Annotated in this window: 14 protein-coding genes; 13 read left to right on the forward strand and 1 reads right to left on the reverse strand. The window is 51.8% G+C overall.

Annotated elements, in window-relative coordinates:
- Positions 1–21: 21 nt before the first annotated feature.
- The 5 genes from priA (at position 22) to H9X84_RS08805 (ending at position 6,487) form a co-directional block, all read left to right on the forward strand.
- Entirely contained in the window at positions 22–2,469 is a 2,448-nt protein-coding gene (priA, locus tag H9X84_RS08785) for a primosomal protein N' (protein WP_205133983.1), read from the forward strand.
- A gap of 90 nt (positions 2,470–2,559) precedes the next feature.
- On the forward strand, positions 2,560–3,009 hold the full coding sequence (gene def, locus H9X84_RS08790; protein ID WP_205133984.1) for a peptide deformylase: 450 nt from the start codon (positions 2,560–2,562) through the stop codon (positions 3,007–3,009).
- A 12-nt stretch (positions 3,010–3,021) separates the two neighbouring features.
- Positions 3,022–3,951 carry a methionyl-tRNA formyltransferase gene (gene fmt, locus H9X84_RS08795; RefSeq protein ID WP_205133985.1) on the forward strand — a complete coding sequence of 310 codons (930 nt, stop codon included), beginning with the start codon at positions 3,022–3,024 and terminating at the stop codon, positions 3,949–3,951.
- Between the two features lie 27 nt (positions 3,952–3,978).
- A complete protein-coding gene (locus tag H9X84_RS08800; RefSeq protein ID WP_205133986.1) occupies positions 3,979–4,668 on the forward strand; it encodes a zinc metallopeptidase in 690 nt (229 codons plus the stop codon).
- A gap of 280 nt (positions 4,669–4,948) precedes the next feature.
- Positions 4,949–6,487: a stalk domain-containing protein gene (locus H9X84_RS08805; protein WP_205133987.1), complete on the forward strand. Its 1,539-nt coding sequence runs from the start codon at positions 4,949–4,951 to the stop codon at positions 6,485–6,487.
- 79 nt (positions 6,488–6,566) lie between these two features.
- Here the strand turns inward: H9X84_RS08805 and H9X84_RS08810 are convergent, their stop codons facing one another.
- Positions 6,567–7,430: a PHP domain-containing protein gene (locus tag H9X84_RS08810; RefSeq protein WP_205133988.1), complete on the reverse strand. Its 864-nt coding sequence runs from the start codon at positions 7,428–7,430 to the stop codon at positions 6,567–6,569.
- Positions 7,431–7,519: 89 nt separating this feature from the next.
- Here H9X84_RS08810 and H9X84_RS08815 point away from each other — a divergent pair, with 89 nt between their 5' ends.
- The 8 genes from H9X84_RS08815 (at position 7,520) to hemW (ending at position 15,712) form a co-directional block, all read left to right on the forward strand.
- Complete coding sequence (locus tag H9X84_RS08815) at positions 7,520–7,924, forward strand: TIGR04086 family membrane protein (RefSeq protein ID WP_205133989.1); 405 nt, start codon at positions 7,520–7,522, stop codon at positions 7,922–7,924.
- A gap of 164 nt (positions 7,925–8,088) precedes the next feature.
- The gene (secD, locus tag H9X84_RS08820) at positions 8,089–9,327 is read left to right on the forward strand and encodes a protein translocase subunit SecD (RefSeq protein WP_205133990.1); all 1,239 of its coding nucleotides are present in this window, start codon (positions 8,089–8,091) and stop codon (positions 9,325–9,327) included.
- A 13-nt stretch (positions 9,328–9,340) separates the two neighbouring features.
- Complete coding sequence (gene secF, locus H9X84_RS08825; protein ID WP_205133991.1) at positions 9,341–10,219, forward strand: protein translocase subunit SecF; 879 nt, start codon at positions 9,341–9,343, stop codon at positions 10,217–10,219.
- A 223-nt stretch (positions 10,220–10,442) separates the two neighbouring features.
- Entirely contained in the window at positions 10,443–11,801 is a 1,359-nt protein-coding gene (gene trkA / locus H9X84_RS08830) for a Trk system potassium transporter TrkA (protein WP_205133992.1), read from the forward strand.
- Positions 11,802–11,832: 31 nt separating this feature from the next.
- Complete coding sequence (locus tag H9X84_RS08835) at positions 11,833–13,278, forward strand: TrkH family potassium uptake protein (RefSeq protein ID WP_205133993.1); 1,446 nt, start codon at positions 11,833–11,835, stop codon at positions 13,276–13,278.
- A 172-nt stretch (positions 13,279–13,450) separates the two neighbouring features.
- Positions 13,451–13,669 (forward strand): 4Fe-4S binding protein, encoded by a 219-nt coding sequence (locus tag H9X84_RS08840; protein WP_420314293.1) that lies wholly within the window; start codon positions 13,451–13,453, stop codon positions 13,667–13,669.
- Positions 13,666–14,274 carry a 4Fe-4S binding protein gene (locus tag H9X84_RS08845; protein ID WP_205133995.1) on the forward strand — a complete coding sequence of 203 codons (609 nt, stop codon included), beginning with the start codon at positions 13,666–13,668 and terminating at the stop codon, positions 14,272–14,274. Before H9X84_RS08840 ends, H9X84_RS08845 begins: the two co-directional genes overlap by 4 nt.
- A gap of 280 nt (positions 14,275–14,554) precedes the next feature.
- On the forward strand, positions 14,555–15,712 hold the full coding sequence (gene hemW, locus H9X84_RS08850; protein WP_205133996.1) for a radical SAM family heme chaperone HemW: 1,158 nt from the start codon (positions 14,555–14,557) through the stop codon (positions 15,710–15,712).
- Positions 15,713–15,806: the final 94 nt, after the last annotated feature.

Raw genomic sequence — 15,806 nt, forward strand, 5'->3', positions numbered from 1 at the left:
ATACGGAAAGGAGGGGATCGGATGCTGTTTGCACATATCATTGTGGATTCCAGAAATCCGGAGACAGACCGGATGTTTGATTATATCGTACCGGAGCGGTGGCAGGAAAAAATCGCAGTGGGCCAGCGGGTCATGGTCCCCTTCGGCAGGCGTAACGCCGGCACGGAAGGCTACGTGATCTCCCTGGCGGAGGAAAGTCAGGTGCCTGCGGAAAAGCTGAAAGCGCTTACGGAGATTCTGGACGAGGGCAGGCCGGTCTTTACGCCGGCGCTGCTGGAACTGGCCTTCTGGATGAAGGAAACGTATTTCTGTACCCTGAACCAATGTCTCCAGGCTATTATGCCGCCGGGGATACGGACCAAAAGTCAGTGGTTTGTGGAATTGGCCCGGGGCAGTGAGGAGCCTACGGCAAAAGAAGCCCGTTTTCTGGATTTTCTGCGGCAAAAGGGCGGCGTAATGCCCCTGCAGGAGGCGGAAGAAGGCTGGGAAGGCAGACTTCAGCCGATTCTGAAAGGACTGCGGGAAAAAGGCCATGTGGTTCTGCGGCAGAAAATTCGGCGGGGAGAATATAAAAATGAGAAGAAATATTATTGGCCCTGCGAGGATCAGGAACTGTGGCGGGAAGCGAAAGCACAGGCACAAAAGGATCGCCGCCTTGCCGCCCGTCTGCGGGTCATGGAAGCGCTGGAAGAAACATCCCCCCTTTCTCTGGCGGAGCTGAAGGAGCGGGCTATGGCAACAGACAGCCCTATCCGGACGCTGGCGGAAAAGGGCCTTCTGCGGGAGGAACGCCAACAGGAAAAAAGAGATGTGTTTTCTTTGGAGGATTATGAAAAAACCACGGCCTTTGTGCCTATGGGAGAACAGGCGGCGGCCCTCGGGGCGATGCGGGCGGAATTGGCCAGAGAGAAGAAACGGCCCGTACTGCTTCACGGTATTACCGGCAGCGGAAAAACGGAGGTTTATATGCAGATGATCGCGGAGGTCATTGCCCAAGGAAAGCAGGCCATTGTACTGGTACCGGAAATTTCTTTGACGCCCCTTATTATGGAACGGTTCATTTCCCGGCTGGGGAATGCTGTTTCCGTGACTCACAGCCGCCTTTCCACAGGGGAGCGGCTGGATCAGTGGCGAAAGGCCAGAGATGGGGAGATTTCCGTTATGATCGGTCCCCGGTCGGCGCTGTTTACGCCTTTTTCCGATGTGGGCATCATCGTCATGGATGAATGTCACGAAACCAGCTATGATTCCGATATCACCCCCAAGTACCACACGGTAGATGTGGCCGAAAAGCTGGCGGAGCTGACGGGGGCCCTGCTGGTTATGGGCAGCGCTACGCCGGATATTGTGTCTTATCACCGGGCGGCAACAGGGGAGTATCTTCTTTTGGAACTGAAGGAACGGACCAAGGGCAGTCTTTTGCCTGCCGTTACAGTGGCAGATATGCGCCGGGAACTGGAGGAGGGCAACCGTTCTCCCTTCAGCCGGGAACTGGCGGAGGCCATTGGTGAAAACCTGCGGAAAAAAGAGCAGACCATGCTGTTTTTGAACAGGCGAGGCTATGCCACCTTTGTTTCCTGCCGGAAATGCGGGGAGGCCATGGTCTGCCCGGAATGTAATATTACCTATACGTATCACGCCAGAGAACAGGCACTGATGTGCCATTACTGCGGCAGACAGGTGCCCCTGCCTAAGGTATGCCCTTCCTGCGGTTCCTCCTATATCCGGTATTTCGGCACGGGGACCCAGAAGATCGAGGAGGAGGTCTGCCGGATGTTTCCGGAGGCCAGAGTGCTGCGGATGGATCTGGATACGACTATGACAAAAAACAGCCATGCGAAGATTCTGGAACTTTTCGGAAAGGGACAGGCGGATATTCTGGTGGGGACCCAGATGATCGCCAAGGGACATGATTTTCCCAATGTGACGCTGGTGGGGATTCTGGCGGCGGACGCCTCTTTGCGTTCCGGGGAGTATACGGCGGCGGAGAACTGCTTCCAGCTGCTGACCCAGGCGGCGGGCAGAGCCGGACGGGATAGTCTGCCGGGACGGGTCATCATACAGACCTATGAGCCGGAAAACTACGCCGTAACCATGGCGGCGGAACAGGATTACAAAGGATTTTATGAGGAAGAGATCAAAATGCGTCAGGCCATGGAGTATCCGCCCTTTTCCCATCTGTTTTCCGTTCTGGTGACGGGAGAGAAGGAGGAAGAGGTTATCCATGCGGCCAATTATCTGGGGGCCTTGATGCAGCATTACAGCAAAAAGGCGGAGACCACCGTTTTGGGCCCCTCTCCGGCGGCATTGCCCAAATTCCGTGGAGAATACCGCTGGCGGATATTGGCTAAGGGAAAGGACGGAAAACGGCTGGCGGCCTATGGCGCTTACTGCGTGGAGCGAGCCAAAAAGGAAGCGGGACGGCAGATCCATTTTCATATGGCTTTCGATCCCCGGAATATTGTATAGGGTGAAAAAATATGGTACAATTACCATTACTTGCTGAGGACAGAAAACATACGGTTTTTGTGTAAAAAGCGTTTTTAGGAGGTAATCTATATGGCAACAAGACAGATTCGGCTGAGCACAGATGAGGTACTGCGCAAGATCTGCAAGCCGGTAAAAGAGATCAATCAGAATACATTGACACTGCTGGACGATATGGCGGAGACCATGTATGCGGCCAACGGCGTTGGTCTGGCGGCGCCGCAGGTAGGCGTATTGAAACGGATGGTGACCATTGACATCGGCGACGGTCTGGTAGAACTGATTAACCCTGTCATTTTAGAGGCAAAGGGTTCCCAGATCGACTACGAGGGCTGCCTGAGTATTCCCGGCGCCAGCGCCAGAGTGGACCGTCCCGAATATGTGAAAGTAGAGGCTTTGAACCGGAACGGGGAAAAGATCATTGTGGAGGGCGAAGAACTGATGGCGGTGGCTCTGTGCCATGAGCTGGATCATCTGGATGGTGTGCTTTACATCGACAAGGCTCTGCCGGAAGAAGAATAAGGAGGAACATCTATGCGTATCGTATTTATGGGAACGCCGGATTTTGCCGTTCCTTCTCTGGAAGCCCTGCTGACAAAGCACGAAGTGGTGCTGGTGGTGACACAGCCCGACAAGCCCAAGGGCAGAGGAAAAAAGCTGGTGCCTACACCCGTGAAGGCCTGCGCGCTGGAACATGGTATCCCGGTGGTGCAGCCGGAAAAGGTGCGGGAAGAGGCTTTTGTGGAAGAACTGCGCGGCTATGCGCCAGATCTGATCGCTGTCACGGCTTTTGGCCAGATTTTGACAGAGCCGATTTTGAACATGCCCCAATATGGCTGTATCAATGTCCATGGCTCTCTCCTGCCCAAGTACCGTGGGGCGGCGCCTATGCAGTGGTCTATCATTGACGGGGAAACAGTGACCGGTATCACCACCATGTATATGGCAAAAGGACTGGACAGCGGCGATATGCTGCTGAAAAAAGAAGTGGAGATCCTGCCGGAGGATACCTTCCAGGATCTGCACGATAAAATGGCCAAAGCGGGAGCGGAACTGCTGCTGGAAACTCTGGACGCTATGGAGGCAGGTACTCTGACCAGAGAGGAACAGGACCATGACAAAGCTACTTACGCGCCCATGATTACAAAGGAAACAGGACATATCGACTGGTCCAAAGGCGGACAGGAGATCATCAATCTGATTCGGGGACTGAATCCGGCGCCGGCGGCCTATACGGAATATGAAGGGGAAGTGCTGAAGATCTTCCGCGCCGAAAAATGGCAGGAGGATGTGCCGGAGGCAGCCTGCAGTGAGATCCTGGCGGTGACCAAAAAAGGCTTTGCCGTCAAATGCGGCGACGGCGCCCTGATGGTGCTGGAACTGCAGGCCAGAGGCGGCAAACGGATGAGCGCGGACGCTTATCTGCGGGGGCATGAGGTAAAGACGGGCGTCCTTTTACAGTAACAGAATCACTGAAAAAGGAGGAATTCTATGTATATAGATGTTTGGTTTCCCATATTGATTATTGCGTTTTTGCTGGCGGGAGCGGCGCAGATGAAGGTTTCTTCCGCCTATAATAAATATTCCCGGGTGCCCAACCGCAGAGGGATTTCCGGGGAGGAGGTCGCGGCCCAGATGCTGCAGAACGCTGGTATTTTTGATGTGCGGATTGAGCGGATCGCCGGGAATCTGACGGATCATTATGATCCTAGAACAAAGACCCTGCGGCTTTCCGCCGGCGTATACGGCGGCAGGAGTATTGCCGCTTTGGGGATTGCCGCCCATGAGACCGGCCACGCCATCCAGCATGACAGGGGCTATGTGTTCCTGGCGCTACGGAGCATGATGGTGCCGTTGTCTAATCTGGGATCTACACTGGCCTTTCCTCTGATCCTGATTGGTCTGCTGTTCGGAGGACATTCCGCCAGTCTGTGGATTACTTTAGGGATTGCTTTTTATGCGCTGGCAGTGCTGTTTACGCTGATTACGCTGCCGGTGGAATTCAATGCCTCCGCCAGAGCGCTGGATATGCTGGAGGATCAGTATTTTCTGGACAGCGATGAAATGCCTGGTGCCAGAAAAGTTCTTTCCGCCGCTGCCATGACTTATGTGGCCGCTGCCGCTGTGGCGGTACTGCAGCTGCTGCGTCTGATCTCTATATTTGGCAGAAGAAATGATTAAAACGAAAATATTTTTCAGGATATCATACCAATAAAACTAAGATCGCCGAAATCCTTGTCTAACGCAGGGGTTCCGGCGATTTTGCCTTTGAGGCGGAGAATGGCGCTGTTTGTAGGTTTTTACGAGGTTCTTTCTGATGAAAAGAAAAAAATAAATAAAATCTTAAGGATTTTGAAAGGGGAAAATGTGGAAACAGACCATGGAACATGGTATAATCTATGCCATAGAACTTTATCTTTCAGGGTTTTATGTGTAATTTGCGAAAAAAGGAGGAGTATGTATGAGAAGAAAAATTGCGGCGTTTTTGTGTGCGATTCTGTGTCTGGCCGCTTTTACCGGATGTTCCAAGGAAGAACTGGGCTATCTGGCTATGAGCGCCGACGCGGTAAGCACCATGAAACAGAGTGAAACCACAGGCAGCGCTGAGATCTATGTGGATCTGGATGCGTTGAAGTCTGTTGTGGCGGAAGTATCTTTGGCGGCTGGCTCTACGCAGGAAATGACAGACCGTCTTCTGGCGGATATGTCCGCGCTGACAGGCAAAAAGACAGCAACATTGGATTATACCGTGCAGATGGATCTGGAAGAGATGAGCTATATGTTCGATCTGGATCTGACCTATGACAATCAGATTTATTCCTTTGGCAGAATGTATTACGGCTTAAAGGACGGCGTTTATGTTTCTACAGAGGCGCTGTGGAGCGCATATCGTCTGCTGTGTGAATTTACAGAGGACGACGGCAGCTTCCTGTATGACGAGGCCTTTGCCGATGAATGGAAGGCACAGCTGAACGCGGAGAAATATATTTGTGTTCTGGATATGAATGATCTGGGTCTGACCCGGGAAGAACTGGATGCGCTGATGCCGGAAGGCAGCTTTGACGATCTGGCGAAAGCGGCTCTGGATTTGTATCGGAATGGTTTCTCCGGCTTTACCACTGGTATGGTAACAGAGATCCCGGACGGCTACCGTATTGCGGCTACCGGCAAGGAATGTGCGCAGCTGCTGGCAGACCTGCTGCAGTATGTGGCAGACCATCCCGGAGAAATGCTGGATGCCCTGAATGCTTACCTGCAGGCTTCCTTTGCGTATGCCAATGCGGCAGAAAGTGATACCGCAATGGTAACAGACGCACTGGCAGATGTAAAAGAGGACCCTTCGGAAATGACAGCAGCGCTGCTGAGCGCAAAAGCGGCGGTAGAATCTGTTATGGCCGATGAATGTTACAGCATCCTGCTGGACGGCTTCAGTTACAGCGCGGATATGGTAAAACAGGGTGACAGATATGTTTCCCATGAATCTTACAGCTTCAAGGACGGCAATAAGGCAGTCTTTACCATGAACAGCACAAGCACCATGGCGGCAAAACCCAATGGCGTGGTATTCCCTTCTCAGAGCGTATCTCTGGACGAAGTAACAGCAAAAACCACCGCACTGGTAGATAAATATGATCCCGTGACCGGTGTGACAATGACATGGTACCCTGCGGACGCTTCTTCCACAGCTGTCCTGCAGAAAACAAGACAGACCGAGGTAGGCGCTCTGATGGGTTCCGATACGACGCTGGTGGATTATGTGATCCAGGACGGCAGAGCATATCTGCCTCTGCGTGACGTATGTGATGCACTGGGCGTAGAAGTGGTTTGGGACGCCAATACAAGAACGGCCTCCGCAGTGGTAGATGGTACAGCGGTACAGCTGGACAGCCAGCTGTATGACGGCGTATCCTATCTGGCAGTCAGAGGTTTTGACGCCCTTGGTTATACCGTATCCTATGTAAATGAGGACGGCACCCATATGGCAACGCTGGCAAAATAAATAGATTTGAAGAATACTATGAAAAACAGGAAGGCAAAGCCCCCTCAATGGGGGCACGCCTTCCTGTTTTTATTTGTTTTTATTTGTTTTTTTGTGTTTTTTCCCGCAGGGCCTCCCACAGGGAGTAGGGAATGGAAAGATTGCCTTTCCCTCTGCCCAGCTGGATATCCGGTTTATTGTCCCCGTGGAAATCACTGCCGCCGGAAGGCAGCAGATGAAATTCCTCTGCCAGACGCAGGATCTGTTTTGTCTGGGCGGGGGTATAGGTGGAATAAAAGCACTCGATGCCGTCCAGACCAAAGCCGCAGAGCTCCCGGCAAAGTTCCCGCAGACCGTTTTCCTCCAGTCCGTACAGGGTAGGATGGGCCAGCACAGCCACACCTCCTGCGGCGTGGATGGTGTCGATGCACAGCTTTGGCGTAAGGAATTCCCGTGCCACATAACCGGGGCAGCCGGGAGAAAGATAGCGGGAAAAAGCGGCAGCCCGGTCAGGCACCAGATGCTTTTGCAGAAGCACATTGGCAAAATGGGCCCGGGTAATGATTTGTCCGCCGGCGTTTTTCGCCACTTCCTCCAGTGTAACAGGCAGGCCGATGGCGCGCAGCTGGGCCGCCATTTTTTCGTTCCGCCGATCCCGGCTTTCTTTGATTTCCGTCAGTGCCGAGGCGAGAGCGGGGGCATTCGGTGAAAATCCCAGCCCCACAATATGGATCTCCGGCTGGTGGCGATGTTCCCAGAGGGCGGCGAATTCAATGCCGCAAATGGTTTCCATGCCGTGTTTTTCTCCTGCTTCCCGAAACAGCGTCAGTCCATCGGTGGTATCGTGGTCTGTCAGAGCAATGGCGCGAAGCCCCTGCTTTTTTGCCAGGATCACCAGACCCTCCGGAGAAAAGGTGCCGTCGGAGCAGTAGGAATGGGTATGCAGATCAATGGTTTTTTCCAAAATAATCACTTCCTTTGCAGGACCAGTATATCATATCCCGGCCAAAAGGCCCATAAAATAAAGAAAAAAGGTTCGCACGGGGGGATATCATGAAGAAAAAGGACTGCGGGAAAAAGGAAGAACGGGGAGAAAATAAAGTACTGTGCATGATAAAGGCACAGGCGGTGGCTTTTGCCATTACCTGTATCGTTTTTATCGGCTGCGGGATGCTGCTGACCTTTACGGAGCTTTCGGAAAGCAGAGTCCCCGTCATCGCTTTGGTCTGCACAGCCCTGTCCGCGGCAGTGGCGGGCTTTGACTGGGCTTCCTGCCAGAACAAAAGAGGGCTGCTCTGGGGCGTGGCTGCCGGTGCGGTGTACGCGGTGATTCTTTGTTTTGTATTGTCTGCCGCCAGCGGAGATTTTACGCTCCAGCTGTCTTTGGGGATGCACCTTTTGATCGCGGCGGCAGCCGGGGGCGCGGGCGGTATTCTGGCCATGAACAGAAAAAAATGAGCCGGGGCCGCTAAGATTTCTTTGCAATCCATATAAAACTATGCTATACTGTTCGAAGCGGAAAATGAAGGTAGGCTTTTCTTCCAAAAGGAGAAAAGCCGCCTTTCTTTTGCGGAAAAAAGGATTCGCCAAACAGACGAACGGAAAATCAGGAGGAAAAGAACATGAAATCGAAGGGCAGATTGATGCTGTTCCTGATGCTGGTGCTGGCCGTAGGTCTCAGTTTTGTGGCGCTGCGGGGAATCGGCGCCGACGGCAAATGGAGCGCGGCCCAGATCAAGCAGGGGCTGGATCTGAGCGGCGGCGTATACATCGTATACGAAGCAGACAAGGAAAATGTGACCCAGGAGGAAATGAACGCGGCAGTTTCTCTGATCCAAGGGCGTTTGGACTGGAATGGATGGACAGAAGCGGAAGTGGCGCAGGATGGCAGCAACCGCATCCGTGTGGATATCCCCGGCGTGGAAAACGCGGAGGAGGCCATTCGGGAGATTGGGCAGACCGCGCAGCTTGCCTTTAAGGACGAAGCGGGCAACGTGCTTTTGACAGGGGACATGGTAGTCAATGCCACAAAGCAGGTAGGCGCTACCAGCAAAAACGGCCCTTCTGAGCCATATGTGGCGCTGGAATTCAGCGATGAGGGCAAACAGCTTTTCGCGGAAGCCACAAAAGCCAATATCGGCAAGACCATTCAGATCGTAATGGATGACGAGATCATCAGCAGCCCTATGGTATCCACAGAGATTACCGACGGCAATGCCATCATTACGGGCAACTTTACCGGGGAATCCGCGGAAGAACTGGCTTCTTTGATCCGTGCTGGATCTCTGCCCTTTAATCTGAATGTAATCCATATGAAAAATGTAGGCGCAAGACTGGGGGCTGACGCCCTGGACAGCGGTGTAATGGCCGGCATGGTAGGTATCGCTCTGGTACTGCTGTTTATGCTGGTGGTGTACAAGCTGCTGGGACTGGCGGCGGATATTGCCCTGGTGGTATATATCGGTTTGGAAATGGTACTGCTGAGCGCTTTTGGCATCACGCTGACACTGCCGGGGATTGCCGGTATTATTTTGTCCATTGGTATGGCCGTAGACGCCAATGTAGTCATCTTTGAGCGTATCAAAGAGGAACTGGTGGAAGGAAAAACACTGCGGGTTTCCGTAAAGAATGGTTTTTCCAGAGCCCTGCCCGCCATTCTGGACGGCAATATCACAACGCTGATCGCGGCAGTAGTGCTGTTTGTATTTGGTTCCGGCACAGTCAAGGGATTTGCCACAACGCTGATGATGGGCATTATCATTTCCATGTTTACGGCCCTTTGCATTACCCGGATTCTGGTCAACGGTTTTATGTACAGCGGCATATATAACCCCAAGCTTTACGGCTTGCGGACGAAGTAAGGAGGCGGGAAAAATGAAGATCATAGAAAACAGAAGGAAATTTTTCGCCGTTTCCATACTGGTAATCTGTATTGGCATTGCGGCGATGATCGTACAGTCTACGGCAGGCAACGGCGCCTTCCGTTATGACGTGGAATTTACCGGCGGTACCTCCATGGAGATCGACATGGGGCAGGAATGTGACCAGGAAGAACTGCGCCAGATCATTGAGGAGGTTACAGGCCAGAGCAGCCCGCAGATTCAGCAGGTGCTGGGCAGCAACGAGGTGGCTGTAAAAATGCAGTCCATTGACAGCGATACAAGGCAGCAGCTGATGGCGGCGATTCAGGAGGTATATCCCCAGGCACAGGCGGGAGAAATTTCCGACGTAAGCGCTACTGTCAGCAGCGAAATGCAGACAGCGGCCATCAAGGCCACATTGATCGCCGGGATCGCCATGCTGATCTATATTTCCCTGCGGTTTAGGGACGTGCGGGCAGGCGCCAGCGCCATTATCGCTTTGTTCCATGATATTCTGGTGGTATTGACGGCCTATGCTGTCTTTCGTATCCCGGTCAACAATACGTTTATTGTAGTGCTTCTGACCATACTGGGGTATTCCATTAACTCTACTATCGTTATTTTTGACCGAATCCGGGAAAATAAGGATAAATTCCGCAAAAATCAGACGGCGGAAAAGATCGATAAAAGCGTCAGCCAGACATTGGCGCGTTCTATCAATACATCTTTGACAACTTTGTTTACCGTAGGCGCCATTTATGTTCTGGGCGTGCAGTCCATCAAGGAATTTGCCCTGCCCATGATGATCGGCATATTGGCAGGGGCATATTCCTCTGTATGTATTTCCGGCTCCATATGGTACACACTGCTGCCAAAGCAGGAAAAAGAATGACTTTTTCCGGCGGCACCGGCCTTTGAAGCGGGAAAAAGACTCCCCCTTGACGTCCTTGGGACAAGAGGGGGAGATTTTTTTGCTTTTTCCCGGAAAGTATGGATTTTTAACGGCTTGCGCTATTGTATTTCCGTGGACATAATGATAATATAATTTCGATTGAGTTTTTTTGGAAATGAGAACGGCGGCAGGTGCGGCGCACTCTGCGCGCAAGGAGGAAATTATGAAAATAGTAATCGTTGGGGACGGTAAAGTGGGGAGCACCATCGCAAAACAGCTTTCCACGGAAGGACATGACATCATTGTCATCGACAGCAATCCCAGAGCGTTGGCAGGCTCCGGCAATACCATGGACGTTATCTGTCTGGAAGGGAACGGCTGTACCGTAACCATGCAGCAGGAGGCTGGGGTGCCGGATTCGGATCTGCTGATCGCGGCGACCTCTGCTGACGAAGTGAATTTATTATGCTGTCTGCTGGGAAAGAAGCTGGGGGCCAGACATACCATTGCCCGGGTAAGAAATCCGGAGTATTATGCCCAGATGAATCTGCTGAAGGAGGAACTGGGGCTGAGTATGGCGGTTAATCCGGAATCGGCGGCGGCCCAGGAGGTTTCCCGTCTGCTGCGTTTCCCTTCGGCCCTGAAGATCGAGCCCTTTGCCAGAGGGCGGGTAGAACTGGTAGAACTGAAAATCCCGGAGAACAGTGTGCTGGCAGGGATGCCCCTTTGGGCCATTTATAAAGAATTTCAGGTGAAGATTCTGGTCTGCGCCGTGCAGCGGGAGGAGGAAGTGACGATTCCTTCCGGTGATTTTGTACTGCATGCAGGGGACAAGATCAATATTACGGCAGAGCATATCGAAATTGAGAAATTTTTCCGTATTCTGGGGCTGTTCCGCAACAGGGTGCGTTCCGTTATGATTATCGGCGGCGGCAGGCTGGCTTATTATCTGGCGAAGGAGCTGGTTGCCATTCGGGCAAGAGTCAAGATCATAGAGATGGATCTGGAACGCTGCGAATATCTGAGCGAGATGCTGCCGGAGGCCGTCATCATCCATGCCGACGGCACAGACCGGGAGGTGCTGCAGGAGGAAGGTCTGGAAAAGACCGACGCACTGGTTACATTGACGGGCATGGACGAGGAGAATATTGTAGTGGGTCTTTACGCCAAAGCGAAGAAGGTGCCAAAGGTAGTGGCAAAGGTCAATAAGATCTCCTTCCATGAGATTTTCGATCATATGGATATCGACAGCTTTATTTCTCCCAAGACCATCGCCGCGAACAATATTGTGCGGTATGTCCGGGCCATGCAGAACTCTGTCGGCAGCAGCAACGTGGAGACGCTGCACCGCCTTATCAACGATCAGGTGGAGGCTGTGGAATTTAAGGTCTGGGAGCCTTCCGATGTGGTAGGTATTCCGCTGAAGGATCTGAAGATCAAGAAAAATCTGCTTTTGGCGACCATTATCCGTCAGGGGAAGATCATCATTCCCGGCGGTAACGATGTCATTCAGGTAGGGGACCATGTAATCGTCGTTACCAGCGGCAAGCCTTTGGGCGATCTGATGGAAATTTTGAAATAATGTTTTTTCAGAAACAGGGTAGGGTATTGTAATGAATTATAGAATGATGGCCTATATATTAGGCAATATTATGCAGGTGGAAGGCGCGCTGATGGGGATTTCCGCACTGATGGCGGTTTATTTCGCCGAGATCGGGGAACTGAAGGCGTTTTTGCTGACCATCGCGCTGCTGGTGGTGCTGGGCACTTTCATGAAGTGGAAGGTGCCAAAAAACAGGAGAATCTACGGCAGAGAGGGTTTTGTTGTAGTTGCCCTCAGCTGGGTTGTTATGTCCTTTTTTGGGGCGCTGCCCTTTTATTTCAGCGGCGCCATCGAAGGGCTGATGAACTGCTGGTTTGAGACGGTCTCCGGCTTTACTACCACCGGCGCTACCATACTTTCGGAGGTGGAAAGTCTGCCCAGCAGCATTTTGTTCTGGCGCAGTTTTACACACTGGATCGGCGGTATGGGGATTCTGGTCTTTGTCCTTGCCATTATGCCTTTGGCTGACGAGCGTTCCATGCATTTGATGAAGGCGGAGGCGCCGGGGCCTGTGGTCAGCAAGCTGGTGCCAAAGATCAAATCCACGGCGAAAATCCTTTACGGCATCTATATCGCGCTGACGATCATTGAGGCGATTTTCCTTTTCGCGGGCGGGATGCCGCTTTTTGACAGTGTGGCTCATGCCGTATCTACGGCGGGAACCGGCGGCTTTTCCGTGAAAAACAGCAGTATCGCCGCCTATGACAGTCCGTATTTTGAATATGTCATCACGGTCTTTATGCTGCTGTTCAGTATCAACTTCAACTTGTTTTACCTTCTGCTGATTCGGGATTTCAAGGCGGTATTTAAAAATGAGGAACTGCGGTATTATCTGATTATTGTGGGATTTTCCACATTGGTCATCACAGCCAACATTTATCATTTGTATCCGACGCTGGAAAGCGCCTTCCGCCATTCCGTATTCCAGGTGGCTACCGTTACCAGTACCACTGGCTTTATTACGGCCAACTATGAGTACTGGCCGGAGCTTTCCAAGACCATACTGATTGTACTGACGATGCTGGGGGCCTGCGGCGGTTCCACCGGCGGCGGTATTAAAATTTCCCGCTTTATCATTTTGTTAAAATTATGCCTGCGGGAGGTGCGCCATATCGTCCATCCCAGAGCGGTCAATATCATCAAGCTGGAAGGGCAGAAACTGAATGAAGAAACCATACAGGGCACCACAGGATATTTTATCACCTATATCCTGCTGTTGTTTGGCTCCTTTATTCTGGTGTCTTTGGATAACTATGACTTTGTGACGTCGATTACGGCGGTCATTACGGCGCTGGGGAATGTAGGGCCTGGTCTTTCCATGGTCGGTCCGGTAGAGAACTTCGGATTTTTCTCCGGTTTCGCCAAGCTGGTGCTGAGTTTGGACATGCTGTTTGGCCGTCTGGAGATCTTCCCTATGATTATGCTGTTTTCTCCTTCTATCTGGAGACGGGATTAAACAACAAAACCATTCTGAATGAAAAAGAAATCGTCGGTATCCTTGCAATACAAAGGATACCGGCGATTTTTGCTTTTCCCGGCAAAGTGACGGGCTGTCTTTTGCTATGTGACACAGTCACGGAAGGAAGACATAAAAGCATAGTATACTCCTTTACAAGAGAAGAAAAGCGGTGAAGGAGGAAAACATTATGGCGGGAAGAAGAAAAGCGGAAGTAAATCAAAAAAGCTGTGTGGCCTGCGGGGCCTGTGCCAAGGCCTGCCCCATTGGAGCGGTGGCCGTTTGGAAAGGAATCTGGGCAAAGGTAGACGAGGCAAAATGTGTTGGCTGCGGCAGATGTGAAAAGGCCTGTCCGGCTTCTATTATCAGGATGAAAGAGGTGGGCGCATGAAAAAGAAAAAATGGTATGACTATTTATGGATTGTTTCCGCCGCCTATCTGATTTTGGGCTGTTTCAATATTCTTTTCGCGTGGATGGGGCTGCTGTGCTTTTTTATCCCTCTGATTCTGGCTGTGGCCGGAGGGGATAAACTCTACTGCAACCGCTACTGCGGCAGAGGACAGCTCTTTGATCTTCTGGGAAACAGGCTCCGTCTTTCCAGAAAAAAGAATATTCCGGGATTTCTGCGGAGCAAATGGTTCCGGTACGGATTTTTGATTTTCTTTTTCATTATGTTTTTCCAGATGCTGTTCAATACCTATCTGGTGTTTCAGGGAACCAATTCTCTGAAGGAAGTGGTGACACTGCTGTGGACCTTCCGGCTTCCATGGAACTGGGCATACCACGGTATGGCCGTATCGCCCTGGGTGGCGCAGTTCGCCTTTGGATTTTACAGTGTGATGCTAACGTCCACTGTATTGGGACTGGTGACCATGATGTTGTTTAAACCACGTTCCTGGTGCGTATACTGCCCTATGGGCACTATGACCCAGACCATCTGTAAGGCAAAATACAGCTGTGGAAGCTGTATGAAGAAAGAAGAAATACAGGCGTAAGCCTTTGATATAAATGGTATTCCCCCTTTTCATAAAAAAGTATGATGCAGGAAGCGGTTCTTCTGTGGAAACCATGGTTTTCCATGATTTCCGCAGGGGAACCGCGGCTGTTTTCGGAAAAAAACAAGTCTGAACAAAGTATCGCCGGAATTCTTTATGTGATAAGGAGGCCGGCGGATTTTGTTTTCTGAGGGCGGAGGAAGAATCCGGTTTTGTTTTTGTTTGCAGAAGGGGCCGGCTGTGGTATCATAGCAGAAGAATGAATTTTGGGAGGATATTTATGAAAGAAGCGGGTCTTTACATTCATATCCCTTTTTGCAGGCAAAAGTGTTTCTACTGCGATTTTCCCTCTTTTGCCGGGAAAGAGGAATTGTTTGCGGAATATACAGACGCCCTTTGCCGGGAACTGGAGAAAGGCGCGGCGGAGCTGGCGGGATATGGAATCAAAAGTGTATTTGTAGGCGGCGGCACACCGACGGTACTGCCTATGGAGCTGATGGAGCGGATCATGGGTATGGTTTTTGATTGCTATGAGATCCTGCCGGAGGCGGAGATCACCACAGAAGCCAATCCGGGGACTCTGGACGAAGCAGTCTGCCGGCGGCTGAAGCAGATGGGATTTAACCGGCTGAGTATGGGGCTGCAGGCGTGGCAGGACGAGCTGCTGCTGCGGCTGGGCCGGATACATGACCGCGCGCAGTTTCTGGAAAATCTGGACAACGCCAGAAGAGCCGGCTTTGATAATATCAACGCGGACCTGATGTTTGCGCTGCCGGGGCAGACTTTGGCGCAGTGGGAGGAAACGCTGGATGCGGTCATTGGGCTGGGGTTGGAGCATATTTCCGCTTACAGTTTGATTATAGAGGAAGGAACGCCTTTTTATGACTGGTATGAGAAGGGTGTCTATCAGGAAACGGACGAGGAAACGGACCGGGCCATGTATGCCATGACCCAGAAAAAATTGACGGAAGGCGGCTATCACCAGTATGAGATTTCGAATTTTGCCAAAGAGGGCAAGGAAAGCCGTCACAATAAAATTTACTGGCTGGATGAGGAATACCATGGGTTTGGCATGGGCGCACATTCTTACTGGCAGGGCCGCCGGTTCCATAATCCGGGCACCCTGGAGGAATATATAAGGAAGGCGAAACGCGGGGAAGACCTGCGGGAGGAGATGGAGAAAATTCCGCAGGAAGAAGAAATGAGCGAGTTTATGTTTCTGGGCCTGCGGATGACAAAGGGCATTGAGAAAGAGCGGTTTCTGCGGCGGTTCGGAAAGACGGTGGAGGCGGTCTATGGCCCCGCCATTGTCCGGCTGAAGGCGGAAGATCTGCTGGAAGAGGCGGAGGGATGGCTGCGTCTGACACAAAGAGGCGTTGATGTGAGTAATCATGTTTTCGTAGAATTCCTGCCGGAGGAGGGCGGAAGCCGGACTTGAGACAGGAGGCGTTTCCTTCCCGCAAACCCATGAAAAACATCTGAATTTTTTTCAATTAGCACTTGACATTGCCGGTGGCAAGTGCTATCTTATG

This window comes from Anaerotignum lactatifermentans, from assembly GCF_016902535.1.
Classification (GTDB): Bacteria; Bacillota; Clostridia; order Lachnospirales; family Anaerotignaceae; genus Anaerotignum; species Anaerotignum lactatifermentans_A.

Excerpts from the sequence above, each read along its gene's own strand:
- priA (WP_205133983.1), top strand. The coding sequence starts at position 22 with ATGCTGTTTGCACATATCATTGTGGATTCCAGAAATCCGGAGACAGAC.
- def (WP_205133984.1), top strand. The coding sequence starts at position 2,560 with ATGGCAACAAGACAGATTCGGCTGAGCACAGATGAGGTACTGCGCAAG.
- fmt (WP_205133985.1), top strand. The coding sequence starts at position 3,022 with ATGCGTATCGTATTTATGGGAACGCCGGATTTTGCCGTTCCTTCTCTG.
- H9X84_RS08800 (WP_205133986.1), top strand. The coding sequence starts at position 3,979 with ATGTATATAGATGTTTGGTTTCCCATATTGATTATTGCGTTTTTGCTG.
- H9X84_RS08805 (WP_205133987.1), top strand. The coding sequence starts at position 4,949 with ATGAGAAGAAAAATTGCGGCGTTTTTGTGTGCGATTCTGTGTCTGGCC.
- H9X84_RS08815 (WP_205133989.1), top strand. The coding sequence starts at position 7,520 with ATGAAGAAAAAGGACTGCGGGAAAAAGGAAGAACGGGGAGAAAATAAA.
- secD (WP_205133990.1), top strand. The coding sequence starts at position 8,089 with ATGAAATCGAAGGGCAGATTGATGCTGTTCCTGATGCTGGTGCTGGCC.
- secF (WP_205133991.1), top strand. The coding sequence starts at position 9,341 with ATGAAGATCATAGAAAACAGAAGGAAATTTTTCGCCGTTTCCATACTG.
- trkA (WP_205133992.1), top strand. The coding sequence starts at position 10,443 with ATGAAAATAGTAATCGTTGGGGACGGTAAAGTGGGGAGCACCATCGCA.
- H9X84_RS08835 (WP_205133993.1), top strand. The coding sequence starts at position 11,833 with ATGAATTATAGAATGATGGCCTATATATTAGGCAATATTATGCAGGTG.
- H9X84_RS08845 (WP_205133995.1), top strand. The coding sequence starts at position 13,666 with ATGAAAAAGAAAAAATGGTATGACTATTTATGGATTGTTTCCGCCGCC.
- hemW (WP_205133996.1), top strand. The coding sequence starts at position 14,555 with ATGAAAGAAGCGGGTCTTTACATTCATATCCCTTTTTGCAGGCAAAAG.